Source organism: Shewanella sp. SG44-6 (genome assembly GCF_014164185.1).
Classification (GTDB): Bacteria; Pseudomonadota; Gammaproteobacteria; order Enterobacterales; family Shewanellaceae; genus Shewanella; species Shewanella vesiculosa.
The window spans coordinates 36,723-61,407 of sequence record NZ_JACJER010000005.1; the positions used below are offsets into that span (position 1 = coordinate 36,723).

Genomic DNA, 24,685 nt, shown 5'->3' on the forward strand with positions numbered 1-24,685 from the left:
GTTATTCCATTATTCATTGGGAAGGTTGCCAAGTGTCAGGCATCCATTTAACTGGGTGTTCGTTTTATAGCTTGGCCACATACCTACCTGCTAAGTAGCCAAACGTATAACAACGTCCTAGTGACAATCCGAATACAGTCAGTGGGTAATCAACGCCACCATAGAAGCCACCACCTAAGTTACCGATAACGAATAAGCCGCCAATTTTGTTGCCATCAGCATCAAGCGCTTGATGATTTTTATCGACTAGCATTCCTGAACAAAGGGTTGAGATACGCATGCGGCGGTGAATGCCATAGAAAGGGGCTTTAACAACAGGAAGCATTTTTGATGAAGGCTTACCAAAATCGTCATCTTTACCGGTTTTGCAAAGCTCGTTGTAGCGCTTAACATTGGCAACGAAGGTTTTAGGGTCACATTCCAGTTTTACTGCAAGCTCTTCCAAGGTATTGGCTGAGTAGGTATTTGTCTGAGATGCAAACACGCCGACCTTAGGCGCTGGATCTTCAGGCATATAGATTTTCATTTCTTCAGGTGAGTACAGTTTTCCAGGCCAGTTAGCAGCTTGGTCCATGTAATTAGAATCAAAGACTTGAGAGTAGTTACCCGCATTTTCTGCATCACGTAGGTAGTTATTCATCAATGACATTTCAACCGTTTCATTGACGAAACGATTACCTTTGCGGTTAACAGCAAGGAATGGCATATCACACATTGAAGCTGGACCGGCGTCAAAATCGTGCAACATTTTGGTATGACCGATAGGTTCGATTACGCCACCGGCCCAGTAAGCCATAGAGAAACCATCGCCAGTACGATCCATTTGCTTACGTTCAAAATGCTTCAAATCAGGAATGAAGAAGTTACACATTGCTTCGTTATTCTGATAATCACCAGATGACAAAATCACACCTTTTTTAGCAAGGTATTTGTGGTATTTGCCATCACGGTCTTTGGCAATAACACCAATAACTTTGCCAGATTCATCTTGGATTAGTTGTTGTGCAGGCATGTTGAAGAAGAATTTAACACCCGCTTTTTCAGCTACTTTAGCTAAATCACGCATGCCGTCACCTGTGGTGTATGGCTTAGGGCCACAAAATGAGGTCACAAAATTGAGCTTATGTTCAGTGACACCACGAATACCATGTTGCACTTTAGTGCCTTGGTCTACGATTTGCGCGCCACCTTTTTTAGCACGATCGATAACCCAAGAAACTGCCTCACCAGAGTTATACGCCCATTCTCTAACAAGTTCAGGGTGACAACGGTGAGCACTGTCGCTCATTAAACGGCTAACCATGGCTTCGACACCAGCCTTATCGCTGTTGGCCAAATCAATACCAGAACCTGTGTTACCTTGAGAAACGACAATCGCTTGTTTTTGTAATACCGCAACTTTAGCGCCATTCTCAGCCGCTGATAGTGCAGCAGGAACACCTGAAGCACCCGCACCAACCACAACCACGTCGAACGTTTGTGTCGATACGATCAGTCTGTCAGAAATCGGTTTCGGCTTAGGCATAAACTCTAACGTTGCGCCGCCATCTGAACTTTTAGCTGCGTTTTGGCAGGCGTCATCTGTTGCAGCAGAAGCCATTCCGCCACTTAGACTGGTAAATGCAACTGCGCCAGTACCCACTGCAGCACGAGTTAAAAAGCTACGTCGTGAAATACCATTTTGCAGGACATTCGCGGTGTATTGATCGATTGCTTCCGGCTTCTTTGAATCATTATTACTCATTGTCATACTCCTTTTGCCCTCACTGTCACAATGGGGCCAACAGCATTAACTGCGATATTGGACCCGCTCATAACCGTACAGAGCTACTGTGTTCTACTTGCATCAAAAGTAGGGTTCGCTCAGAAAGTGGGGAAAAGTCTTAATATGATAATAGTTAATGTTAACCCCAAATTTGATACGTTAAATGTATGACATATGATATTAACCATAAAGGGATAGTTATTGCATCTTTGGAGTAGCTCTCAAAAAAAAGTGATTTTGTGACTTTCTAACGACAAAAATATAATAGGCATTACCGATGAGAGAAATTTAACAGATGAATATCAGCAGAAAGCAAATAATCAAAGTTGAGTCATATACTTACAAGCAGTTGTGACGCATAAATAGGAGTGGGAAAACAAGGATATTTCATCAGCATAACTATTAAGCATATGTATGAGCATGATAGAATATAAACCAGAACAAATTTAGGACACTGAACTTGGTTAACTTTACCTCAGTCAAACACATGAAAGCTTCCGATGAAATAGGAAACCAACTAAAGAATGCTATTTTTGAAGGTAAGTATTTAGCTGGTGATAAACTACCATCCGAACGAGAACTCATTGAATTGTTTCAAATAAGTCGCACTGTAGTGCGAGAAGCAATCAAAGGACTTGAAGCGAGTGGCCTTGTAGAAATTAAACAAGGTGCGATGGGTGGCGCTTTCGTAAAACTGATGACATTTGAACGACTGACTAATGTGTGTCAGGAATTGTTCCTCATGGAAAAAATGTCATTCGCCGAAGTCTGCGAGGCAAGATTACAAATTGAGCCTATAGTGGCTAAATTAGCAGCGCAAAATTGCACCCCTGAACTGGCAGAAAAATTACGTGAGGCCTCTCGCTGTGAAGAACACATATTAGACTATTCTGATACCGTTTATTCACGCCAGAAAGTGCATTATATTTTAGCTGATATGTCAGGAAATCGTTTTCTCGCGGCTATCGTCAAATCTCTGTTGCAAGTTATCAGTAATGCAACTTCAAAATTTGAACCTAGCCATGACAAAGTCCATCCAGTAGGCCTGCATGACGCAATTATTGCAGCGGTTATCGCACAAGACGGTCAACAAGCTGAGGCAGAAATGCGCACACACTTACAAGCATTTACCCTAAGGCTCAACGCTGTAGAAAAAGATTATAGAGACACTGAAAAATAAGCATTATTATACTGTACAGTCTTGATTATACGCAGGTTCATGTTTATTCATGAGCCTTTTTTTATACCCATAGTAAAACAAAGCTCAACAAGATTTGCAGCCTCTGTACAAAACACCTCAGCCAATCCAAATGACATTATCACATTGCTAGCAAAGTATTTATCTTAGTTAAAAGCTGCTTAAATTTCTGTTTTGTCAAACCAACTGCGATCTATTTCCCAACAATGTAGAAACTGAGACCCATTAGTCATTAAATTCTTATCAGTATTTACCCTGCAAATCATATGTTATACGTTTAACATATTACCATTCAGGTATGAACAATGAGGATTAATATGAAAACGGAAAATCTATGGATTCCCTTAGCTTTAGCACCTTTGTGTATTGCTCTTTACGGCTGCAATAGTGACTCATCTACGGAAGGCATTCCACAACTTGAGGCCGCCATACCTGCAAGTATCACCAGTTGTGCCACACTCGCAACTGAGTTCAATTATGCCGACACTACAATTATCAGTGCAGAACTTATCCCCGCGGGTGATGTGGAATATGACGCAGGCGAAATTTACCCGTCTCCTTCACATTGTTTAATCACAGGGAAAATGAACGAAAGAACTGGCATAGGGATGGATGGTGATGCCGAGTACGCTATTGGTTTTGAAATGCGTTTACCGTCAGACTGGAATGGCCGTTTTTATTACCAAGCCAATGGCGGCTTAGATGGTAAAGTGCAAAAAGCCGTTGGTCGTTTCCTTACATCTGCAAGCAAGGATTCTGGTGCGCTAAACAAAGGCTTTGCAGTCATCAGTTCCGACACCGGACACGCATCAGCAACACCCATGTTTGGGCTAGATCCTCAGGCACGCTTAGATTATGGCTACAATGCGGTTGCCGAACTCACGCCAATGGCTAAATCTTTAATTGAAACCGCGTATGGTAAACAGCCTGATCGTTCTTACTTTGGAGGTTGCTCAAACGGTGGACGCCATACCATGGTTGCCGCAACACGCTATGCCGATTTATATGATGGTTTCTTAGTGGGTAACCCAGGGTTCAACTTACCCAAAGCAGCTGTTTCACAGCTTTATGGTATTCAGCAATATTCAAGCCTAGTAGATATTGACGTCGAAAATGTGCTCGCATCTTTACAAAATGGCTTCACCCAAGAAGAGTTTGCACTCGTTTCAAGTAAAGTCGCACAGCAATGTGACGCATTAGATGGTGCAAGCGACGGAATGGTACAAGATACTTATGGTTGCCAAGATGCATTTGATTTAGATCGAGATGTGCCAACCTGTCCTGCTGACCGAGATGGCACATGTTTAACTGCTGCGCAGAAGTCTGTAATGACAAACATTATGTCTGGGCCACGTAATAGCAATACAGATGCGGCCATTTATTCAGACTTCCCTTATGATGCGGGCATGGGCACCAATGATTATTATAACTGGGAATTTTTCATGGCGATGATGAGAGATCCAGGCGCTGTGGCATTTATATTCTCAACCGCACCAACCCCTTATAATGGTTCAACGGAACTCGGTGCATATGAATTTGTGATGCCTTTTGATATGGATACCGATGTTGAGCGTATTTATGCGATTGATGATACTTACACCCAGTCAGGAATGACATTCATGACACCACCAAATCCAACTGATCTAACTGTATTGAGAGATCGAGGCGCTAAGATAATGGTCGTTCATGGTACTTCTGACGCAGTATTTTCACCTAACGATACAGTTAACTGGTACAAAGGCTTGCAAAACGTCAATGAAAATCAAGCCGACGAGTTTGCTCGCTTATATTTAGTCCCTGGTATGAACCATTGCGGTAAGGGGTTAGCTACAGACCGCTTTGACATGCTTGACTCTCTCGTTGCATGGGTAGAACAAGGGCAAGCACCTGAGAGCATAAATGCTTCTGTTCGTTCTGAAAATACTGAGTTACCCGCTAACTGGTCTAAAACACGGACAAGACCATTATGCCCTTTCCCACAAGTGGCAACCTATAGCGGTACAGGTAACATGGAAGATGCAGTTAACTTTATCTGCGTGACTCCTGAGCAATAGAAACAATAAGCCACATAATGACGCACTAGATTGTGGAACAAGATATCCATCACTGTAACGCATTTGGGCACCTATTTATTTAATAGCTAACAAGTAAAAAGGAGCATTCTATGCTCCTTTTACTTGTTAAAACCTGCGACTTAATTTATTCAGCAAACCGCAGGCTAAATTCTTGAATGCGTTGTGCATTGACACCGCGATCGCCGATTCCAACCCGCGATACACTGCGCAAATCAATACGGCTACCCTGCTCTAATACAGATACGACCACAACAATATCGTCTGCGAAGTTAAAAAATGGGGTTCTTGAGGTACTTTCAAAACGACGTGCCTTTGGGTCTTGAGCGACAATAGTCCAACCCATTGACTCAGCAACCATAAGTGCCTTTTGATAAGCCGCATCAGGGGTTAAGTCTGACACTATAGGGTTAATATTAGGAAAAGCTTGCAGTTGCTGCGCAGCGATTTCGGGGCCACCATAAACTAAGCTGTTTTTAGCGCCTTCACGGCTGTCAGTTAAAAATTCGAATTGCGGTGGCGATTGGGTATTAGTGGTTATATCGTGAATAGGTGGGTATTTAACTGGCTCAATAACCAATGCCACAATACTCGGCGCCAATATGCCTAATCCAAGCACTAACGCTATGGTCGAATTGATAAGCCCTTTACCCTTAGCACGACTGTTTTGCTTAATGGTAAAGCTGGTAATTAATGCCACTAACCCAATCACGACGACAACATATCCCAGCAAGTTATTGTAATTACGGCTGGCCATGAAGCCGACTATGGGATCCCATAATCCTATTGTCGATCCAAATACCATTAATACGGCAAGAGCTACTGCAACCAATGCCACCACTAACGCAATATTACTTAAACTGCTTTTTTGCATCACATTCATCCTTTAGGTAATCCTAATTTATCTCACTCAACTTACATTGACCTGAATTTGTGCTAATAAATTTCTCAAACAACAAAAAAATATTCTGACTCAATAAGATAAGCTCGAACCGTTTACTGACTTAACCAGTGTTGTTTCGCTTTACTCACCCGTATTAGGATCAAGCGCTAAACGACGCATGGTACGAATTAAATTACTTCTATCTAGCTTTAAGGACCTTGCAACTGCAGCTAAGTTACCTCGCTCAGTCACAAATACTGTTTGTATGACTTGCCGCTGATACTCATCGGTGGCATCACGCAGTCCTTGGGTTATCACTTGGGATAACCTAGCCGTTGAATCATTGGTGGATTGATTCTCCATCGCGGTTTGCTGTGGTGCTTCAGAATGACTCGCCATAAACTCTGACCCCAGATGCACAGGGCTAATACTAATAATACTAGCATGACGACCTTGTTCACTAATGGCCCTTAAGGCAGCGCGACTAAGCAAGTGCTCTAACTCACGCACATTGCCAGGCCAATGATATTGGGCTAATTGATTAATCGCGCTTTGTTGCAACCTCAGTTTCGCGACCCCAAGTTGATGTTGGCTTTTTTCTAAAAAATAGCCTGCCAATAAAATAACGTCTTTACCGCGATCTCGTAATGCTGGCACAGGCAGTGGATAAACACTTAAACGATGATACAAGTCAGCTCTAAACCTACCTTCTTTAACTTCTAGCTGCAAATTACGATTAGTTGCAGCAATAATTCTGACATCCACCACAATAATATTGTCGCTACCAACACGCTGAATTTCACCATTTTGCAATGCACGCAATAACTTAGCTTGTACAGCTAACGGTAATTCACCCACTTCATCTAAAAATAATGTGCCGCCATCGGCAAGCTCAAAGCGGCCCCGACGATCGCTTACCGCACCAGAATAGGCACCTTTTACATGACCAAAGAGTTCACTTTCAACGATGCTTTCTGGCAGTGCTGCACAGTTAATTTGCACTAACGGTTGCTCGCTACGACGTGATTGTTGATGAATGCTTTTGGCAACCAACTCTTTACCCACACCAGTTTCCCCGGTAATTAATACCGATAGATCGCTGGCGGCAACAGTATTTATCTCTGACAATAAATCCGTAATTGCGCCACTGTTACCAATAATGCTCGACGGCCCTGCAGTCGCTAACATGCACTGTGCCACTTGATGATTACGTTCAACTTGAATTTCTAACGCTTCAATATGTTCACTGGTACTAATCGCAGCGGCCACAGCAGCAATATAAGCACGGGTTTCGGTTGGATTAAGCGAATCAAAACTACCTGCTTGCATAGCGTCTAAGGTTAAAACGCCCCAGGCTTTACCATCGATATAAATGGTGCTACCCATGCAGTCATGCACGTGCAATTGTTCACTGCCATCATCGACTAAACCGTCATAGGGATCGGGCAGTGTTGAGTCGGCATCGAAGCGGGTAACGTGTGGGTTAGCTAAAATTTGCTGCAAGCGTGGATGGTGGTTAATCGAAAATTGTCGCGCTAACGCTTCTTGCTTTAAGCCCACCACAGCTACAGGCACCAAATGATCTTGTTTAAGCTTCAGTAAGGCTACAACATCGCACGGAATAGCGCGTTGAATCGCTAAAATCAGCCGCAAGTAACGCTCCGATTTTATCAAGTCACGATTTAAGTCTTCTACAATGTCGATAAAGGGAACAATATTCATAATAAGTCAAATAAACCTAATTTAGGTTAATTTGACACACTTATCGATCTAGGTCAATTTAACCTTTATTAAATTTATATGTTTAAAATCAGTGTGATAAATATTGGCACGTTCTGTGTAATGTCTAGGTATACAAGGTAATTGATTGAAGCTTATCGCTATTTACTCCCCAAAAAGGAATCATGAATGTTAGACACTGCAACTGTTCAAATTATTAAGGCCACTGTCCCCGCTTTACAACTTTACGCCAATGACATTACCAGCCATTTCTATCCATTACTGTTTGCCCAGCATCCTGAAGTATTGCCTTATTTCAATCAAACTAACCAAGCTAAAGGCACTCAACCTAAAGCACTGGCTAACGCTGTGATTGCTTATGGTGCCAATATTGATGAGCTAGGTAATTTAAGCGCTGCGGTCAGTAAAATTGTCCAAAAGCATACCGCACTAGGTATATTGCCGCATCAATATGATGCGGTTGGCAGCTGTTTATTACAGGCCATTAAAGCCGTACTCGGCGATGCTGCAACAGACGAAGTAATTGATGCTTGGGCCAAAGCTTACGGTCAGTTAGCCAACATATTAATTGCGGCTGAAGAGTCAATTTACACACAGAACGAACAGAAAACTGGTGGCTGGCGCGGCGAGCGTGAGTTTATTGTAGTCAAACGTGTAGATGAAAGTTCAGTAATTACCTCATTCTACTTTCAACCATTTGATGATAAAAGTTTGCCAAGCTTTGAAGCCGGTCAATTTCTAACCTTAGTATTTGATGATATCGATGGCGTATCAATGCGTCGTAACTACAGTTTATCTGACGCGGCAGGCAAAGATTACTTAAGAATTAGCGTCAAGCGTGAACCTAATGGTGTGGTATCAAATCACTTACATAACCACATTCAGTTAGGTGATAAAGTGAAATTGCGTGCCCCCAGTGGCGATTTTACTTTACGCAAAAATACCAAACCATTAATTTTACTCACCGGCGGTGTGGGCATTACGCCTGCAATTAGTATGCTCAATACTGAAGCTGGTTCAGGCCGTGATATTCGCTTTATTCATGCGGCTCTTAATAGTGATGTTCATGCGTTTAAACACCATGTTGATCAACTTGCCTTAACCCATGACCACATCAAGCCGTTGTATGTTTACAGCCAACCAGGACAATATTGCCAACCTCATGCGACAGGCTTCATCGATGCATCATTGATTGCGGAGCAACTGCCTGTAGACCGCGATGTAGAATTTTACCTACTTGGCCCTACTGGCTTTATGAAAGCAGCATTAGCTATCGCCACCAGCTTAGGTATACCAGAAAACCAAATTCATTATGAATTCTTTGGCCCAACTGAAGCATTAAGCGCTTAATCACCCAACAAACCCGTAAGATAGAAAAAGCCCTGAGCGTTAACTCAGGGCTTTTTAGTTATTGATAAAAAACGATTAAACCTATGGCTGGAGATGTCCTAAAACGGGATATCGTCATCCCAATCTTCATCTTCTCAATGATTAAATACTCTATTAACTTAAATAAACTGGATAGCACACATGGTTAAGTCATCCTGAAACTCTGAAAAACCGCAAAATAGTTTCATTTGCTGTTCAAGATACTCCAGCATAGCTTCGGGTTCATCGGGGGCGGCACTAATGGCTTTTTCTAAGCGATCAAAGCCAAATAGCTCTTTTTGGGCATTTTGAGTTTCGATGACAACATCAGTATAAACAAACAAAATATCACCAACATCCACGCTAACCCTGTAGGTATCCCAATTTTGCTCACGCAGTACACCTATCGGTATCCCGCCCTGATCTAGAGCAACCAGTCGATTGGCTTTTTTCAAGTACGCATGCGGATGGCCAGCATTGGCATAAATGAGTTCTTTGTCTTTACAATTATAACGAAGCACTGTGGCAGTTAAAAAACTGCCGCGGGGCTTTTTAGTGAAAAAGTGTTGATTGATATAATTGAGTACTTCTGAAGAGCTACTGGATAAGTTCTTCGGCTCAAAGGTGCGTAAAATCGCATCTATCATTGCCGTCTCTACGGCAGCGGCTGGGCCATGCCCCGATACGTCGGCAATAATCATTCCTATATCACCTTGAATGTCAGGACGACTTTTACCGAGATCGACAATATCTAAATAATCGCCACCGGCGCCTTTCATTGCTTTGTAGGTGTAGGCCATTTTAACGGAGCTGAGTTCAATACCTTTGTCTGGCAACATCAGCTGTTGTAAGCGGGTAATCTCTTCTATCTCATCGCGGATCCATACTTGAGCGGCATTGAGCTGTGAAGATGCTTCAGAGAATTGAAAACTTTTTAGCTGGTATAAAAGCTTGAAATACAATGAACTAACATGATGCGACTCTACATTGGCAGGCAAATCGAGCAAAATGATACAGTCAAATAAGCTCGAATCTTTACCAAAAGGCAGTGCCCAAGACGTCTTGCCATCATCATTTAATGGCAATATCTCAATGGTACTGTGCTGTAACGACAATGCTTGAAACTGTTTATACAGGTTAGTGTAATGTTGATCACACAAGGATGAAAAATTACAGCTAATTTGGCCATTTTTCTTAATGAGGTAATAATTAAACTCAGTTAACGTGAGCGCCAAGGTGGTTTTAAACCACAAGGTTTCATCAATGATATTATTAGCTAATGCTCTGTCTATACTCAAAGGGAAGACCTTACTTTTGGGCTAATTTAGCAGCAAGGGCTTCATTTAAACCAGAAACACCACTTTTCTTTAAGGTACTTTGATAGTCTTTACTAAAGGTACGGATCATTGATAAACCTTCCGCTACAAAATCGTAAATTTTCCATTCATCATTGCGCTGATAAAGCTGGTAAGAAACTGGAATGATATTGTCTTTGGTATGTATGTCGGTATCTACCGTTGCATAGACTTTTTTCTTGATGGTCTCGCCAGTGTAAGCAACAGTTTCATTATCATATTTTTCTAACAATACAATATAAGTATCGACTAGCACGCCTTTTAACAACACCATAAATTGACGCTTTTCGCTGTCGCTGGCTTCTCTCCAATACTTACCTAATACGCGTTGCGCAGACGCTTGAATATCCACATGCTTTTCAATCACATCACTGAGCGATTGTTTTTTTTGTTCAACCGACAAAGCACTATCAGAAGCAATACTAATGATATCTGACACACCCAATTTAACCCGATCTGTCGGTCCTTGTGCTGCTAAAGCTACAGACGACATCACTAACATTATGATTAAAGCTATTATCGATTTCATTATTTATCCTGACTAAACATATATTTACTAACTAATTCTTCGATGCTAATTGATGACTCTGTATCAATAAACTCATCACCATCTTCCATATTGATGTCTGATCCACCGCTGGATATTTTAAGAAACCTGTCACCGATAATCCCAGATGTACGAATAGACGCGACGGAATCATCTGGCACGGTAATGCTGTTGTCTAATGACACTGTAACCACAGATTCATACGCTTTAGGGTCGTACTTAATCGATTTAATTAATCCAACCCTTACACCGGACATTTCAACAAAAGCCCCCTCTTTTAAACCTGAAGAGTTTTCAAATTTAGCGACTAAGGTATATTGACCGCTATTAGAAATAGATGCCCCGCCAATGGTAACAGACATAAATACCAAGGCTCCAATCCCGCACAGCACAAACAGGCCGACGAGAAAATTGACGTAATTGTTTTTCATTGTTACCTCGAGTTATAGCGCTAATGAGCTAACGATGTAGTCACTAAATAGCATAATAATTGCACTCATTACCACTGCCTGAGTGGTGCCATTACTGACGCCTTCAGCGCCCATATTTTTTTGATTCAGGTGTAAGTAAAAGCCGTAATACAAGGGTATCCACATAATAAATAAACCAAATACCAACGACTTTATTTGACCAACCAGCACATCTTTAAAGCTAATCGTATCCAGCACACCTTGAATATATGCACCAGGGTTTTCGCCTTGGATGTGAACGCCAACGATATAACCACCGCTTATCCCAACCAGGTCGAACACTGCCGTTAGAATAGGCACACAAATTAACGCAGCAAGTAAACGTGGCAACATTACATAGCGATAGCTGTTAATCGCCATGCAATCAAGCGCATCAAACTGCTGCTCATTGCGCATAATACCAATTTCAGAGCAGGTAGCAGAGCCTACTCGCGCAATCAGCATCAATGCAGTCATTACCGGGCCCAGTTCTTTAATCAAACTCAAGGCCACTGCCGAACCCAACAAATCCACCGATCCAAAGCGCACTAAGGTGTCGTAAAATTGCAGCGCCACCACCATGCCAGTAAATAATGCTGCGACAATAATGACGATTAAAGACCGATTACCGATAAAGTATATTTGCTTGAGCACTTGTTTAAATGACACCAGCCCAGTAAATAGGCTGCTGACAATGCGCAGTAAAAACATTGTCGCTAGGCCTAAACTGTCGATATTTTTTCGTGTTGCGGCGCCCAGGTTACTGATCGCATTAAATAAGGCGGTCATTAAATGTTGTCCTTATCTAACAGTCGATTGAAGTAAACCTCGCCATCGTCTCGGTAAGTATTAGGTTGGCGGTTAATCATATTTTGAATACGTTCATCTGGCGAATTTTTAATCTCGTCAACCGTGCCATTTGCCACGACTTCGCCGTTAAACAATACCACCACACGATCGGCAATTTTAAACACACTTTCAAGCTCATGAGTCACCACCACTATGGTCATGTTCATGGCATCTCTTAAGGTTAAAATAAGCTCATCCAACTCTACTGCGGTAGTCGGATCTAGTCCTGCCGACGGTTCATCAAAAAACAGTAACTTAGGGTCCATGATAACCGCTCTAGCTAAGCCGGCACGCTTTAACATGCCACCCGATAATTCAGAGGGCATCATATGACCAGTGCCGGCCATATTCATGAGTTCAAGCTTCATCCGCACCATAATATCGATAGTTTGGGTGTCTAAAGAAGTATTCTGCTCTAAGGGTAACCTGACATTATCGGCCACAGTCAACGAGCTCAGCAGTGCGCCACCTTGAAAAGCAACACCCATTTTTTGACGTAAATGACGTAATTGCTTACTTTTAGCCGTAAAAATATTCACACCATCAATCGTGATAGTGCCAGAAACCGGTGTTTTAAGCCCAAGTATGTGATTGAGTAAAGTACTTTTACCTGAGCCTGAACCGCCCATCACCACCAGAATCTCTCCGGGGTTGACCTCTAAATTGACATCCTTAAGTACTTGGGTGTCACCATACTGGGCAAACAAATGCTCTACGGTAATAATAGGCTTAACCATTGTGAGTTACAGCACCTACTGAATCCGCTAAGTTAAACACTGTGTTTAAGCGGGTTAATTGCAATACTTGAAGCGGCGAACCATTAGCACCAACAATATGAAACTCAGTATGGTTTTCTTTTGCCTCATTAAACGCCTCAACTAATGACGCCATACCTGAGCTATCGATATATTGCAGATGGGTAAAATCGACAATAACGTTATTTTTACTCTTAATTAATTTGATGATGTCGAGTTTAATGCTGCGTGAATTGCTCAGATCGACTTCACCATAAAGCTTAACGACTTGATAATTATTTTGTTGCTCAATTTCAATATTCATTTCATATCACTCAAATTTAACCGTCAATTCTAACCAATTACCTTTACCTTTATGTGGGAGCAATCTTACGGTTTCTGCCACATAATGGATCAAGCAAAGGCCTAGGCCACCCGGTTCACATAAATTGTTTTCTGGCGGTATTAATTGTTTATCAGTAATCTGCGAACACACATCTTTAATCACAAATCGCGCATGTTCATGGTCACTGCTGATCTCTATCTCTAAACAGCCTTTTTTCGACATGTGGTAACCATGGCGAATCACATTGGCGCAAGCCTCATCAACGGCCAATACGATTTCATTAACTTTATCTCCGCGAAAGGGAAAGTCTTGGCAAGCATGTTCCACAAATTGGCGAATATTTTTTAATTCACTTGTACAAGATGAAAACGTTTTGATGTTTGACATGGGCTAGTCCGTATTTTTTATATCAGTTTGATCGCCTATTTTTTTATCTACTGGAGCTTCATCTAATAGCTCATCATCTAATAGTTCGTCATCGAACTCTAGATCAAATTCTTCTGTATCAGCCTCATCTACTTTTCCGTCACTGACTAAGTGCGCGTCTCGCTGTAGATAGACATCTTTAACATAGCCATAAGGATCTAATGACTTATCTAAGATAGGTTCATATTGCTGAAATTCAATCCTACTGTCTAACCCTTCAAGCACAAATTTCCCCGCTCTTTGCTCAAATGTCAGAATAGACAAGGGATAGACAAAAATATCAACAAAATCACCGACGGTATTACGTGCCGTGCTGGCCCCATAAACAGGCCACATAATGAATGGTCCATTACCTATCCCCCAAACACCAAAGGTTTGTGCGAATGTTTCTTCTTTTTTAGCCAGTCCCATGTCTGTAGCAGGATCAAAAATACCGACTAAGCCGATTGTTGTGTTGACGACAAAACGTAACACGCTGCTGCCACTGTCAGTCACTTTCCATTGCAAGAGGTTATTTAATGCGTAAAGCGGTTCACTGAGATTTGATAAAAGGTTAGTCACCCCTTGTCGGATAGGCTGAGGAATGTTTTCATAGCCTTGGGCTGCTGGTTTTAACGCATATTTATCCATAACCTGGTAATTAAAATCCCAGCTTTTTCGATTAACCGCTTCGAACGGATCGCCCGGTGTTGAGGTACTAGCACACCCACTTAACAAGAGTAAAGTGCCTATAATCACAACTAATCGCCCCATCACTTCCACTCATAACTCCAGCTTTTAAATTGAAAAAATCTGCTAACTATATTGGTAGTGAGCATTATATTTAGATCAGCTAATTGTGCTCAAGATTGAAAATATAACATTAAAACCATGCAAACGATAAATACAATTTGATTGATCGTTCAAAAATAATTTATTCGATCATTGACTTCACAATATGTAACCGTTCATCAATCAAGGCATCAGTAGGCTTACTATCGAGATGGCTTATTGAATTAATGATGACCCATAGCGTATAAGTGCTGCAGATGATTACAAGCCATTATTCACCATGTGTTTAATTTTATGGGCTTTGACAAAATGATCTAATTGATGGGTTTCAATCCACCATGTTGCCGCTTCCATCAATAGTGCCGGATTATCATTTTTATTGGCAAAGAAAGCATAAAATGACAAACCGACGTTATCGCCTTTCAAGGCCATTTTCTTATCACACACTTCGATGATTTTTGCTCTTAGTTCGGCTCTCATTATGTCCTCTTCACTTAAAATTAACTGACTAAAAATAGCCTATATCTTATTAATATCTGATACACACATACTGCTATGTTTAGCACATCGCCTAAGAGTAACCAATACAATAATCAACAGTACTATGCTAAAAAAGTAATCTACGCTAAACAATAAATAAACTGTTAAATCATCGTTATACTTGTCGTCGAAGTATTAATATAACGTTTCATTTAATGAGAGGGTTTACTATTTTAGCTGGAGTGATCATAGAGAACAGTCACGTAACGGAGTAGACTGAATGTCTACATTCTTTAATTTGGACAATGAGACTCGCCATGAAATTCCTTGTTGATACTCACGCTCATACTATAGCGTCGTCTCACGCCTATAGTACCTTATACGATTACCTGTCTGTTGCGAAAACCAAAGGGCTTAAGTTATTCGCCATTACCGATCATGGTCCAGATATGGCTGACGCTCCCCATTTTTGGCACTTTGTGAATATGAAAGTGTTACCTCGAATTGTTGATGGCATTGGTGTACTGCGCGGCATTGAAGCTAATATCAAAAATGAGCATGGCGAAATTGACTTTTTTGGCGATTATTTAAAAGAACTCGATATTGTATTGGCAGGTTTTCATGAACCCGTTTTTCCGCCATCAACCAAAGAGGCTCACACCACGGCGCTAATCAATGCGATTGCAAGCGGTAATGTCGACATAATTACTCATCCTGGCAATCCCGCGTATCCCATCGATATTCAGCGTGTTGCCGCGGCCGCAGCAAAATATAACGTGGCACTAGAGATAAATAACTCCTCTTTTTTAGCCTCTAGAAAAGGCAGTGCACCAAATTGTATTGAAATTGCTAATGCCGTAAAAGAAGCCGGTGGACTGCTGGTTATGGGCTCTGATTCTCATGTCGCGTTTAGCTTAGGCGAGTTTGAAAAAGCTGTTGAGGTCATTGAAACAGTCGCGTTTCCAATTGAACGCTTACTAAACCGAAGCCCTGAAGCGTTGTTGAGCTTTCTGACGGCTAGAGGTCATAAGTCACTTGACGAATACTCTGCTTTAATCGACTAGCAGATCCTATCCCAAACGGCACTGTGACAGGCGCATTTATCTTAGTTATCTGACATAAAAAGGCCTGCAAAAGCAGGCCTTAAAGGTTTAGTTAACACGATAAATCATGTGTCCTAGAACGGGATATCGTCATCCCAACCTTCATCTAAATCTGGGGTAAAATTTTGCTGTGGCTGTGGAGCTGGACGCTGTGCAGGGGCATTTTGTGGTTGGAAATTACCCTGTGGTGCCGCAGGCTTTGGTGCGTAAGCTGGTGCAGCTTGTTGTGCTGGCGCAGCCTGTTGCTGATAACCGCCTTGCTGACCGGCATTTGGCTGAGCTTGGTAAGCTGCATTACCTGTAGCAGGTGCAGCTTGATTGTATTGTGCCTGTGGCGGACGAGCTTGAGGAGCCGGTGCAGGACGAGACTGTTGTTGTCCCATGTTTTGTCCCGAGCTTTGACCTTGTCCCTGATATTGACCACCACCGCTGTTATCACCAGAGTTGCGGCTGTCTAACATTTGCATTTCCATGGCGTTAATTTCAGTCTTGTAACGGTCTTGACCGGTAGCCTGATCTTGCCACTTGCTGGTTTGCAATTTGCCTTCTAAATAAACTTTAGAACCTTTTTTTAAGTACTCGCCAGCAATTTCTGCAAGACGGCGATACATCACAATGTTATGCCACTCAGTACGTTCTTGCATTTGACCTTGCTGGTCTTTCCACGACTCACTTGTCGCTATAGTAAAGTTGGCTACGGCGTTGCCGTTTGGCATGTAACGAACCTCAGGATCTTTACCTAAGTTACCTACCAAAATTACTTTATTCACACCACGACTGGCCATCGAAATCTCCTGAGATTTTTATCTGTTTACTTTATCTGAATACTAAGCTGTACGATCAACACGATCTAATTCACAGAGCCTAACACAGCTCGCGCTTCGCTTAAATTGAATTTATCATCGACCTTTAAATAAGCCACTTTATCTTCAAGCACGACTATGGCCTCGACAACACCGATTAGCTGCGACAAACTACTGGCCATATTTTGTGCGTCGGATTTATCCTTTACTGTTGCTTCAAGCGTATAGCTTTTCAATAACACAGGTTTTTGCATGCCTATGGTTAACAATAACCACACGCACATTAGCCCTAATGCGACAAAAAATACCCCAGAAGCGCCCACAAGTTGATAGGCTCCGCCGCCTAACATGCCGCCACAGAATGCACCTAAAAACTGGCTGGTTGAATACACGCCCATAGCCGACCCTTTATCGCCGACAGGACAAAACTTAGCAATTAAACTCGGTAATGATGCTTCGAGGTAATTAAAACCGGTAAAAAATAATACCACGGCGCCACTTAACACCCAGAGGTTGTTGGCATAAAGCCCCATCGCCGCCAGTGATACCATCATGATGATCAACGCGATTTGAAACATGGTTTTAGTATTGTTGCGTTTAACCCCAATAATGATTAATGGCACCATTAAGAAAAAGGCACCAACAAAAGCGGGGAAATATAGCATCCAATGTTTTTCTTTCACTAAGCCGGCATCAACTAAATCGAGCGGCAATGCTACAAACACAGCGGTGAGCACTAAATGCAGAATAAAAATCCCAGCATCTAAGCGAAACAGCTGCGGGTCTTGCAACATACGCTTAAGTTTTGTCGGTGTCGCGACGGTATCGCCTTTAGGCGCATGGCGAATAGGATTAGGCACAAAAAACTGCACTATCAACATCCCCAATACCGCTAACACCGCTGTTAACAAAAATAGCCCAGTTAAGCCCATGTATTGCGCTACAATCGGTCCAACTAATAACGACAAGGCGAATGAAAAACCAATGCACATGCCGATAATGGCCATGACTTTGGTACGTTGTTCGTCTCGGGTTAAGTCGGCAGCAAGTGCTAGCACTGCCGCAGCAATGGCGCCCATACCTTGTACTGCGCGGCCAAACACCACACCGTAAATATGGTCAGACGATGCAGCAATTAAACTCCCAATGGCAAACAAGACTAAACCACCAAGAATAATTGGCTTTCGTCCGTATTTGTCGGACAAAATCCCCATAGGGATCTGTAAAAAAGCTTGAGTTAATCCGTAAGCACCAATGGCAATACCAACCCAAAGCGGCGAGAAACCTTCTAAATGCTGACCATACAGCGCGAAGACAGGCATAATCATAAACAAGCCCATCATGCGTAAGCCAAACACACTGGCTAACGAAAATGCGACCTTTTTCTCCATACCCGACAGTCCATTACTGGCCATGCTGTTGCCCTTCGATAAGTCATTCAACAATATTATAAGATGCGCATATTATCACAGCGTCATAAATTAGCTCAAAAGGAAATCACAGTTTTGTATATAAGGTCTTTTATTTGTACATGTTAAATTTTAGTCCTGAACTTTAGCGCGGTTCGATGCGTACCATAAAATCGACTTAATCAAAATTGATATGAAGTCAGCTAACAAACTATGCGATACTGATCGCTGTTTTATTTACATAAGTCATAGAGTGAAACGATGGATAAAATTGAAATACGCGGTGCCCGAACCCACAATCTTAAAAATATCAATCTAACCATTCCCCGTGACAAACTTATTGTGATAACTGGGTTATCCGGTTCAGGAAAATCATCATTAGCCTTCGATACCTTGTATGCAGAAGGCCAACGTCGCTATGTTGAATCGCTGTCAGCCTATGCTCGTCAATTCTTGAGCTTAATGGAAAAACCTGATGTCGATCATATTGAAGGCTTAAGCCCCGCCATTTCAATTGAACAAAAATCCACTTCACATAATCCGCGTTCAACGGTCGGTACTATTACCGAAATCTATGACTACTTACGCTTGTTGTTTGCCCGAGTGGGCGAACCGCGCTGTCCAACACATAATCAGCCTTTGTCGGCGCAAACGGTTAGCCAAATGGTAGATAAAGTGTTGGCCATGCCAGCAGACAGTCGCCAAATGCTGCTCGCGCCTGTGGTTAATGACCGTAAAGGCGAACACGTTAAACTGCTGGAAAGCTTATCAGCACAGGGATATATCCGTGCGCGTATTGATGGCGAGGTGTGTGACTTAACCGATCCACCAACATTAGATTTACACATTAAACACACTATTGAAGTGGTCGTTGACCGCTTCAAAGTACGTGAAGACATGAAACAGCGTTTAGCGGAGTCATTTGAAACCGCATTAGAGCTGTCTGGCGGTATTGCCAAAATAGCCAGCATGGAAGATAGCAGTAAAGAAGAACTGATTTTTTCGGCTAACTTTGCCTGTCCGCACTGTGGCTATTCGATGGCAGAACTTGAGCCGCGGATCTTTTCGTTTAACAATCCCGCTGGGGCGTGCCAAACCTGTGACGGTTTAGGTGTACAGCAGTTTTTTGATCCCGACCGAGTGATCGCTAACGATGAATTATCCTTAGCCGGTGGCGCCATTAGAGGTTGGGACAGACGCAACTTTTATTATTTTCAAATGCTCAGCTCACTCGCTGAACATTATAAGTTCGACGTTGAAAAACCCTATGCCGAGCTGAGTGACAAAATCAAAAAGATTGTTCTATACGGTTCAGGCAAACAAAGTATTGCCTTTAAATACATCAACGATCGCGGTGATGTGGTGGTGCGTAACCATCCGTTTGAAGGCATTTTAAATAATATGGATCGCCGCTACCGCGAAACCGAAAGTAATTCGGTGCGCGATGAGTTGTCTAAATTTATTAATATGCAACCGTGTAACAGCTGTAGTGGTTCGCGCTTACGTGAAGAAGCCCGTAACGTGTTTATTGGCGAACTCAATCTACCGCAGCTCACCACTTGGTCAATTGGCGAAGCCAAACAGTATTTCGACACGGTCGAGTTTGCAGGGCAACGTGCACAGATTGCCGAAAAAATATTAAAAGAGATCAGCCAACGTTTAGGTTTTTTGGTTAATGTTGGCCTTAACTATTTGAGCTTATCGCGATCAGCCGAAACCTTATCTGGTGGCGAAGCACAACGCATTCGCTTAGCCAGCCAAATCGGTGCCGGGCTAGTAGGCGTAATGTACGTGCTGGACGAACCGTCAATCGGCTTGCATCAACGCGATAATGAACGCTTACTGCAAACTCTTATTCACCTACGTGATTTGGGCAATACCGTCATTGTGGTTGAACACGACGAAGATGCTATTCGCCTTGCAGACCATGTTATTGATATCGGCCCTGGCGCTGGTGTGCATGGCGGCGAAGTCATTTGTGACGGTACCTTAGAAGACATTCTTAACTGTGAAGCATCGGTCACGGGTCAGTATATTTCCGGTAAAAAGCAAATTCACATTAGTGACGAGCGCACGCCGATGAACCCAAAACAAGTGATTGAACTATTTGGCGCATCGGGTAATAACCTAAGAGATGTTGATTTAACCATACCTGTTGGCTTATTTACCTGTATTACCGGGGTATCTGGCTCAGGTAAATCGACACTGATTAACGACACCTTCTTTAAAATAGCCCATAGGATGCTCAATGGCGCTACCGTCGATGAACCTGCGCCTTATAGAAGCATTGAAGGCATGGAGCATTGTGACAAAGTCGTTGATATTGACCAAAGCCCCATTGGTCGCACACCGCGTTCAAACCCTGCTACTTATACCGGTATTTTTACCCCAATCCGTGAGCTGTTTGCTGGCACGCAAGAATCACGTACCCGGGGTTATCAAGTGGGGCGCTTCTCGTTTAACGTCAAAGGCGGTCGTTGTGAAGCCTGCCAAGGTGATGGTTTAATTAAAGTCGAAATGCACTTCTTACCTGATGTTTATGTGCCTTGCGATTCGTGTAAAGGTAAGCGTTATAACCGTGAAACCTTAGAAGTAAAATACAAAGGCAAAAACATTCACGAAGTACTGCAGATGACCGTTGAAGATGCTCGCGTCTATTTTGATGCCATCCCCTCTATTGCGCGTAAACTGCAAACCTTAATCGATGTCGGCTTGGCGTATATTCGCTTAGGCCAAAGTGCAACGACCTTGTCTGGTGGTGAAGCTCAGCGAGTAAAACTGGCTAAAGAGTTGTCTAAACGCGATACCGGAAAAACCTTATATATTTTGGATGAACCCACCACAGGGCTGCACTTTGCCGACATTCAACTATTGTTAGATGTACTGCATCGCTTGAAATCTCATGGCAACACTGTGGTAGTGATTGAACATAATTTAGATGTGATAAAAACCGCAGATTGGATTATTGATTTAGGCCCAGAAGGTGGCGCTGGCGGCGGCATGATTTTAGCTGCTGGCACTCCAGAAGATGTAGCTGAACATCCTCAATCGCATACCGCTAGATTTTTAAAGCCAATGTTGGCGCTTCACAAACAACGTGCAAAAATGAAATAACCAAGCCGCCACCTTAAGCAAATAAGAGGAGATAACACCCATGTTTACTGCTCAAACTTGTTTTAAGGTGGTTAGCTTTGGCTTATGGTGTGGCTTATCAATAGCCTTACTCAGCGGCTGTAGTCAAACGCCGCGCCAATGCTCATCAGCTATACTAAGCAGCTGGCCCGATGCTCATCAACAAATCACCCAAGATATCTCAATCTTAACCACTGCAGAATTTCAAGGGCGCAAAACCGCCACGCAAGGTGCTCGCCTCACGCAAGAGTTCTTAATCAAACGCTTTGCTGAAATGGGATTACAACCCTGGCAAGCAACATTTGCCGTACCATTTAGTTATGATTATCAATTTTCGACCGCCTCAGGAGTCAATATCATTGCCACTATTGCAGCAAAAACCAATTCCAACCGATGGCGAGTCATTACTGCCCACTACGATCACTTAGGTCAAACAGCCAGTAAACGCTATCCAGGAGCCGATGATAATGCATCAGGTATTGCAGGAATGATGGCGATTGCAGCCCAATGGCAAGGTGATCCGCCGTTAGATGATGTGAACTTAATGCTAGTGGCTACTGACGCAGAAGAGCCCGGCCTATATGGTAGCTATGCTTTAGTTGCCTTATTACAACAAGATCCACAAATGGAAATTGAACTGAGCATCAATTTAGACATGATAGGTCATCCCGATCGTCGCAAAGCCATTTACATGGAAGGCCAGAAAAACCTAGTTGATTTTGAATCGATTGAGCAAGAATTAATCCAAAAAACTCAATTATGCATTAAGACTCATCACAGCAATTTGTTAAGTGGAAGGATGAATAAAACCGACTGGCTTAGGGCATCTGACCATTATCCATTTCACCAAGCGGGTTATCCTTGGGTGTACTTTGGGGTGCCACCGCATGCTCAATACCATACGCCCGAAGACACAATCGATACTTTAGACATAGACTTCATCGTGGCGGTTGCTGAAACAGTGTATCAAATGATCAGTATCGATAAGCTGACCAAAGCCCCATAAATCGCTTAACCTGCGACAACAAGTGTTCACTTTTCAATCAATTAACAGGTTTTAAAAATCAAGAATCAGGCCAATCTTCAGCTTTAATGGCCAAATTAATGTTTATTTTCAGTTTTTACGTGGTCAACTTGCAATCTTGCTGCTATAATACGCCCCCTTATCGGCGCGGGAAATCGACACGGGGTTGATTTTCTGTCTGTGAAACTTTAGCACGAGCTTCCGAACTTCGTGCGCATCCACAAGGCTACAACTCAATGTCATCTGAAAGAACTTTCCGCGAACTCGGCCTGTCTGAGTCTTTGTTGCGTTCGCTTGACGAGTTAGGTTATGAAAACCCAACTCCAATTCAAGCTGCGAGTATCGACCCGCTTATGGCTGGTAAAGATATTATCGGTCAAGCACAAACTGGTACTGGTAAAACAGGCGCATTTGCCCTGCCTTTACTAAACAAAATCGACATGAAAATCAATGCTCCACAGATTTTGGTGTTAGCTCCAACCCGCGAATTAGCGGTTCAAGTTGCCGAAGCATTTGGTAGTTATGCCAAATTCATGAAAGGCTTCCACGTACTACCGATTTACGGTGGTCAAAGCATGCAACAACAATTAAACGCCCTTAAGCGTGGACCACAAGTGATTGTTGGTACTCCAGGTCGTGTAATGGATCACATGCGTCGTGGCACATTAAAACTAGATAGCTTAAAAGCATTAGTATTAGACGAAGCCGATGAAATGCTAAAAATGGGCTTCATCGACGATATCGAATGGGTATTAGAGCACAAGCCTGCTGATAGCCAACTTGCATTATTCTCAGCGACTATGCCTGAGCAAATTAAGCGCGTTGCAGCTAAGCACTTATCTAACCCAGTGAATATCAGCATAGCGTCTAGCCAGACAACGGTTGAGTCTATTGACCAACGTTATGTGCAAGTATCACAACACAATAAACTAGAAGCGTTAGTACGTGTTTTAGAAGTTGAAAATACTGAAGGTATTATCATCTTCGTTCGTACCCGTAACAGCTGTGTTGAATTAGCAGAAAAATTAGAAGCCCGTGGTTATGCTTCATCGCCATTACATGGTGACATGAATCAGCAAGCTCGTGAGCGTGCTGTAGAGCAGCTTAAGCGCGGCAAGTTAGATATTTTAATCGCGACTGACGTTGCGGCACGTGGTCTAGACGTTGAACGTATTGGTCACGTAGTAAACTACGATATTCCTTATGATTCAGAGGCCTATGTACACCGTATCGGTCGTACTGGTCGTGCTGGTCGTACTGGTATGGCAATTCTATTTGTAACCAATCGTGAAATGCGCATGTTACGCACTATCGAACGTGCTACAAACAGCCGTATTTCGCCAATGAAAGTACCTAGCCCTGAATCAGTTGCAGAGCGTCGTTTATCTCGTTTAGGCGAGCAAATCCAAGAAACCATCAACGGTGACTTAGATTTCATGAAAAACGCTGTCGCAGAATTATGTCAACAACTTGAAGTTGATACCGATTTACTGGCTGCTGCTTTGTTACAACAAGTACAGCAAGAACGTCCACTACAGTTACCGACTATTACCGAGCGTCAACGTGATTCACGTGACGAACGTGGTAGTAGCGACCGTGGTGACCGCAATAGCGACCGTGGCGATCGTCCACGTCGTGAACGCAGTGACCGTGGCGAGCGTAGCAGCCGTCCAGCGCCAAACAGCTTTGGTGATGCAGAAGGCTTAAAAGATAACCCAGACGTGAAAATGAATCGTTATGTTATCGATGTAGGTCGTGAAAATGGTGTTGGTGTAGGTAACATCGTTGGTGCAATTGCTAACGAAGCAAACATCGACAGCCGTTTCATTGGTCAAATCCAATTGTTTGATCAAGTCACAACAGTTGATTTACCAGACGGAATGCCTAAAGACATCCTTTCACACCTAAGAAAAGTGCGTGTTTGTGGTCGTCCTTTAAACATTCGTGAAGCGGGTGATGAAGTGTTCGCTGACACGACTCGCGGCGCAGGCGCTCCACGTCGTCCACGTAGTGACCGTGCTCGTAGTGACCGTCCACGTACTGACCGCCCAGCGGGTGATCGTCCAGCTAGTGACCGCCCTGCAAGTGCAGAACGTCGTCCACGTAAGCCACGTGACAACGGTTAGTCATTCAGTTGAATGACACAAAAAATGGAGCCTAAGGGCTCCATTTTTGTTTTCTACAACATAGTCTTGGTTCAAAAAAACTAACAGTTAACACTAATTAATTTG

21 protein-coding genes are annotated in these 24,685 nt (G+C 42.8%); 7 read left to right on the forward strand and 14 right to left on the reverse strand.

Annotated elements, in window-relative coordinates; translation table 11 throughout:
- Positions 1-64: 64 nt before the first annotated feature.
- The gene (locus tag H5185_RS01775; RefSeq protein ID WP_182741180.1) at positions 65-1,744 is read right to left on the reverse strand and encodes an FAD-binding protein; all 1,680 of its coding nucleotides are present in this window, start codon (positions 1,742-1,744) and stop codon (positions 65-67) included.
- A gap of 508 nt (positions 1,745-2,252) precedes the next feature.
- Between H5185_RS01775 and H5185_RS01780 the strand changes: the two genes are divergently transcribed.
- Positions 2,253-2,945 (forward strand): FadR/GntR family transcriptional regulator, encoded by a 693-nt coding sequence (locus H5185_RS01780; RefSeq protein ID WP_182741196.1) that lies wholly within the window; start codon positions 2,253-2,255, stop codon positions 2,943-2,945.
- Positions 2,946-3,280: 335 nt separating this feature from the next.
- Positions 3,281-5,017 carry a tannase/feruloyl esterase family alpha/beta hydrolase gene (locus H5185_RS01785; protein WP_182723517.1) on the forward strand — a complete coding sequence of 579 codons (1,737 nt, stop codon included), beginning with the start codon at positions 3,281-3,283 and terminating at the stop codon, positions 5,015-5,017.
- 145 nt (positions 5,018-5,162) lie between these two features.
- Here H5185_RS01785 and H5185_RS01790 read toward each other — a convergent pair whose 3' ends face one another.
- Positions 5,163-5,909, reverse strand: coding sequence for a DUF1499 domain-containing protein (locus H5185_RS01790; RefSeq protein ID WP_259396144.1), 747 nt, complete (start codon positions 5,907-5,909; stop codon positions 5,163-5,165).
- A 150-nt stretch (positions 5,910-6,059) separates the two neighbouring features.
- Complete coding sequence (gene norR / locus H5185_RS01795; RefSeq protein ID WP_182696868.1) at positions 6,060-7,640, reverse strand: nitric oxide reductase transcriptional regulator NorR; 1,581 nt, start codon at positions 7,638-7,640, stop codon at positions 6,060-6,062.
- Positions 7,641-7,826: 186 nt separating this feature from the next.
- Between norR and hmpA the strand changes: the two genes are divergently transcribed.
- The gene (gene hmpA, locus H5185_RS01800; RefSeq protein WP_124015276.1) at positions 7,827-9,008 is read left to right on the forward strand and encodes an NO-inducible flavohemoprotein; all 1,182 of its coding nucleotides are present in this window, start codon (positions 7,827-7,829) and stop codon (positions 9,006-9,008) included.
- A 158-nt stretch (positions 9,009-9,166) separates the two neighbouring features.
- Here hmpA and H5185_RS01805 read toward each other — a convergent pair whose 3' ends face one another.
- The 9 genes from H5185_RS01805 to H5185_RS01845 form a co-directional block, all read right to left on the reverse strand.
- Positions 9,167-10,324: a PP2C family protein-serine/threonine phosphatase gene (locus H5185_RS01805; protein WP_124015277.1), complete on the reverse strand. Its 1,158-nt coding sequence runs from the start codon at positions 10,322-10,324 to the stop codon at positions 9,167-9,169.
- A 10-nt stretch (positions 10,325-10,334) separates the two neighbouring features.
- Positions 10,335-10,910 carry a phospholipid-binding protein MlaC gene (locus tag H5185_RS01810; protein WP_182723520.1) on the reverse strand — a complete coding sequence of 192 codons (576 nt, stop codon included), beginning with the start codon at positions 10,908-10,910 and terminating at the stop codon, positions 10,335-10,337.
- Positions 10,910-11,359, reverse strand: coding sequence for an outer membrane lipid asymmetry maintenance protein MlaD (gene mlaD / locus H5185_RS01815; protein WP_124015279.1), 450 nt, complete (start codon positions 11,357-11,359; stop codon positions 10,910-10,912). Before mlaD ends, H5185_RS01810 begins: the two co-directional genes overlap by 1 nt.
- Before the next feature lie 12 nt (positions 11,360-11,371).
- On the reverse strand, positions 11,372-12,166 hold the full coding sequence (locus H5185_RS01820) for an ABC transporter permease (protein ID WP_182696872.1): 795 nt from the start codon (positions 12,164-12,166) through the stop codon (positions 11,372-11,374).
- Complete coding sequence (locus tag H5185_RS01825; protein ID WP_182741182.1) at positions 12,166-12,963, reverse strand: ABC transporter ATP-binding protein; 798 nt, start codon at positions 12,961-12,963, stop codon at positions 12,166-12,168. Before H5185_RS01825 ends, H5185_RS01820 begins: the two co-directional genes overlap by 1 nt.
- Positions 12,956-13,285 (reverse strand): STAS domain-containing protein, encoded by a 330-nt coding sequence (locus tag H5185_RS01830; RefSeq protein ID WP_124015282.1) that lies wholly within the window; start codon positions 13,283-13,285, stop codon positions 12,956-12,958. The genes H5185_RS01825 and H5185_RS01830 overlap by 8 nt, the downstream gene beginning before the upstream one ends.
- Before the next feature lie 6 nt (positions 13,286-13,291).
- Positions 13,292-13,693 (reverse strand): ATP-binding protein, encoded by a 402-nt coding sequence (locus H5185_RS01835; protein WP_182741183.1) that lies wholly within the window; start codon positions 13,691-13,693, stop codon positions 13,292-13,294.
- 3 nt (positions 13,694-13,696) lie between these two features.
- The gene (locus H5185_RS01840; RefSeq protein ID WP_182741184.1) at positions 13,697-14,470 is read right to left on the reverse strand and encodes a VacJ family lipoprotein; all 774 of its coding nucleotides are present in this window, start codon (positions 14,468-14,470) and stop codon (positions 13,697-13,699) included.
- Positions 14,471-14,764: 294 nt separating this feature from the next.
- Complete coding sequence (locus H5185_RS01845; protein WP_124015285.1) at positions 14,765-14,983, reverse strand: DUF6500 family protein; 219 nt, start codon at positions 14,981-14,983, stop codon at positions 14,765-14,767.
- A gap of 317 nt (positions 14,984-15,300) precedes the next feature.
- Between H5185_RS01845 and H5185_RS01850 the strand changes: the two genes are divergently transcribed.
- Positions 15,301-16,047, forward strand: a complete 747-nt coding sequence (locus H5185_RS01850; protein WP_182741185.1) for a phosphatase — start codon at positions 15,301-15,303, stop codon at positions 16,045-16,047.
- Between the two features lie 113 nt (positions 16,048-16,160).
- On the opposite strand, the gene ssb is transcribed toward H5185_RS01850, so the two are convergent.
- A complete protein-coding gene (gene ssb / locus H5185_RS01855) occupies positions 16,161-16,871 on the reverse strand; it encodes a single-stranded DNA-binding protein (protein ID WP_124015287.1) in 711 nt (236 codons plus the stop codon).
- A 65-nt stretch (positions 16,872-16,936) separates the two neighbouring features.
- On the reverse strand, positions 16,937-18,304 hold the full coding sequence (locus H5185_RS01860; protein WP_124015288.1) for an MFS transporter: 1,368 nt from the start codon (positions 18,302-18,304) through the stop codon (positions 16,937-16,939).
- A 255-nt stretch (positions 18,305-18,559) separates the two neighbouring features.
- Here H5185_RS01860 and uvrA point away from each other — a divergent pair, with 255 nt between their 5' ends.
- The 3 genes from uvrA to H5185_RS01875 all read left to right on the forward strand — a co-directional run bounded on the left by uvrA (position 18,560) and on the right by H5185_RS01875 (position 24,580).
- Positions 18,560-21,412 (forward strand): excinuclease ABC subunit UvrA, encoded by a 2,853-nt coding sequence (uvrA, locus tag H5185_RS01865; protein WP_182741186.1) that lies wholly within the window; start codon positions 18,560-18,562, stop codon positions 21,410-21,412.
- Between the two features lie 40 nt (positions 21,413-21,452).
- Positions 21,453-22,436 (forward strand): M20/M25/M40 family metallo-hydrolase, encoded by a 984-nt coding sequence (locus tag H5185_RS01870; protein WP_182741187.1) that lies wholly within the window; start codon positions 21,453-21,455, stop codon positions 22,434-22,436.
- Positions 22,437-22,690: 254 nt separating this feature from the next.
- Positions 22,691-24,580, forward strand: a complete 1,890-nt coding sequence (locus H5185_RS01875) for a DEAD/DEAH box helicase (protein ID WP_124015291.1) — start codon at positions 22,691-22,693, stop codon at positions 24,578-24,580.
- Positions 24,581-24,685 lie beyond the last annotated feature (105 nt).

What these genes read in the sequence shown, in the direction of transcription:
- H5185_RS01830 (WP_124015282.1), bottom strand. Translation starts at nt 13,285, where the DNA reads ATGAATATTGAAATTGAGCAACAAAATAATTATCAAGTCGTTAAGCTT.
- H5185_RS01780 (WP_182741196.1), top strand. Translation starts at nt 2,253, where the DNA reads ATGAAAGCTTCCGATGAAATAGGAAACCAACTAAAGAATGCTATTTTT.
- H5185_RS01785 (WP_182723517.1), top strand. Translation starts at nt 3,281, where the DNA reads ATGAAAACGGAAAATCTATGGATTCCCTTAGCTTTAGCACCTTTGTGT.
- ssb (WP_124015287.1), bottom strand. Translation starts at nt 16,871, where the DNA reads ATGGCCAGTCGTGGTGTGAATAAAGTAATTTTGGTAGGTAACTTAGGT.
- H5185_RS01775 (WP_182741180.1), bottom strand. Translation starts at nt 1,744, where the DNA reads ATGAGTAATAATGATTCAAAGAAGCCGGAAGCAATCGATCAATACACC.
- H5185_RS01835 (WP_182741183.1), bottom strand. Translation starts at nt 13,693, where the DNA reads ATGTCAAACATCAAAACGTTTTCATCTTGTACAAGTGAATTAAAAAAT.
- H5185_RS01790 (WP_259396144.1), bottom strand. Translation starts at nt 5,909, where the DNA reads ATGCAAAAAAGCAGTTTAAGTAATATTGCGTTAGTGGTGGCATTGGTT.
- hmpA (WP_124015276.1), top strand. Translation starts at nt 7,827, where the DNA reads ATGTTAGACACTGCAACTGTTCAAATTATTAAGGCCACTGTCCCCGCT.
- H5185_RS01825 (WP_182741182.1), bottom strand. Translation starts at nt 12,963, where the DNA reads ATGGTTAAGCCTATTATTACCGTAGAGCATTTGTTTGCCCAGTATGGT.
- H5185_RS01850 (WP_182741185.1), top strand. Translation starts at nt 15,301, where the DNA reads ATGAAATTCCTTGTTGATACTCACGCTCATACTATAGCGTCGTCTCAC.
- H5185_RS01845 (WP_124015285.1), bottom strand. Translation starts at nt 14,983, where the DNA reads ATGAGAGCCGAACTAAGAGCAAAAATCATCGAAGTGTGTGATAAGAAA.
- H5185_RS01875 (WP_124015291.1), top strand. Translation starts at nt 22,691, where the DNA reads ATGTCATCTGAAAGAACTTTCCGCGAACTCGGCCTGTCTGAGTCTTTG.
- H5185_RS01860 (WP_124015288.1), bottom strand. Translation starts at nt 18,304, where the DNA reads ATGGCCAGTAATGGACTGTCGGGTATGGAGAAAAAGGTCGCATTTTCG.
- H5185_RS01810 (WP_182723520.1), bottom strand. Translation starts at nt 10,910, where the DNA reads ATGAAATCGATAATAGCTTTAATCATAATGTTAGTGATGTCGTCTGTA.
- H5185_RS01820 (WP_182696872.1), bottom strand. Translation starts at nt 12,166, where the DNA reads ATGACCGCCTTATTTAATGCGATCAGTAACCTGGGCGCCGCAACACGA.
- norR (WP_182696868.1), bottom strand. Translation starts at nt 7,640, where the DNA reads ATGAATATTGTTCCCTTTATCGACATTGTAGAAGACTTAAATCGTGAC.
- mlaD (WP_124015279.1), bottom strand. Translation starts at nt 11,359, where the DNA reads ATGAAAAACAATTACGTCAATTTTCTCGTCGGCCTGTTTGTGCTGTGC.
- H5185_RS01870 (WP_182741187.1), top strand. Translation starts at nt 21,453, where the DNA reads ATGTTTACTGCTCAAACTTGTTTTAAGGTGGTTAGCTTTGGCTTATGG.
- uvrA (WP_182741186.1), top strand. Translation starts at nt 18,560, where the DNA reads ATGGATAAAATTGAAATACGCGGTGCCCGAACCCACAATCTTAAAAAT.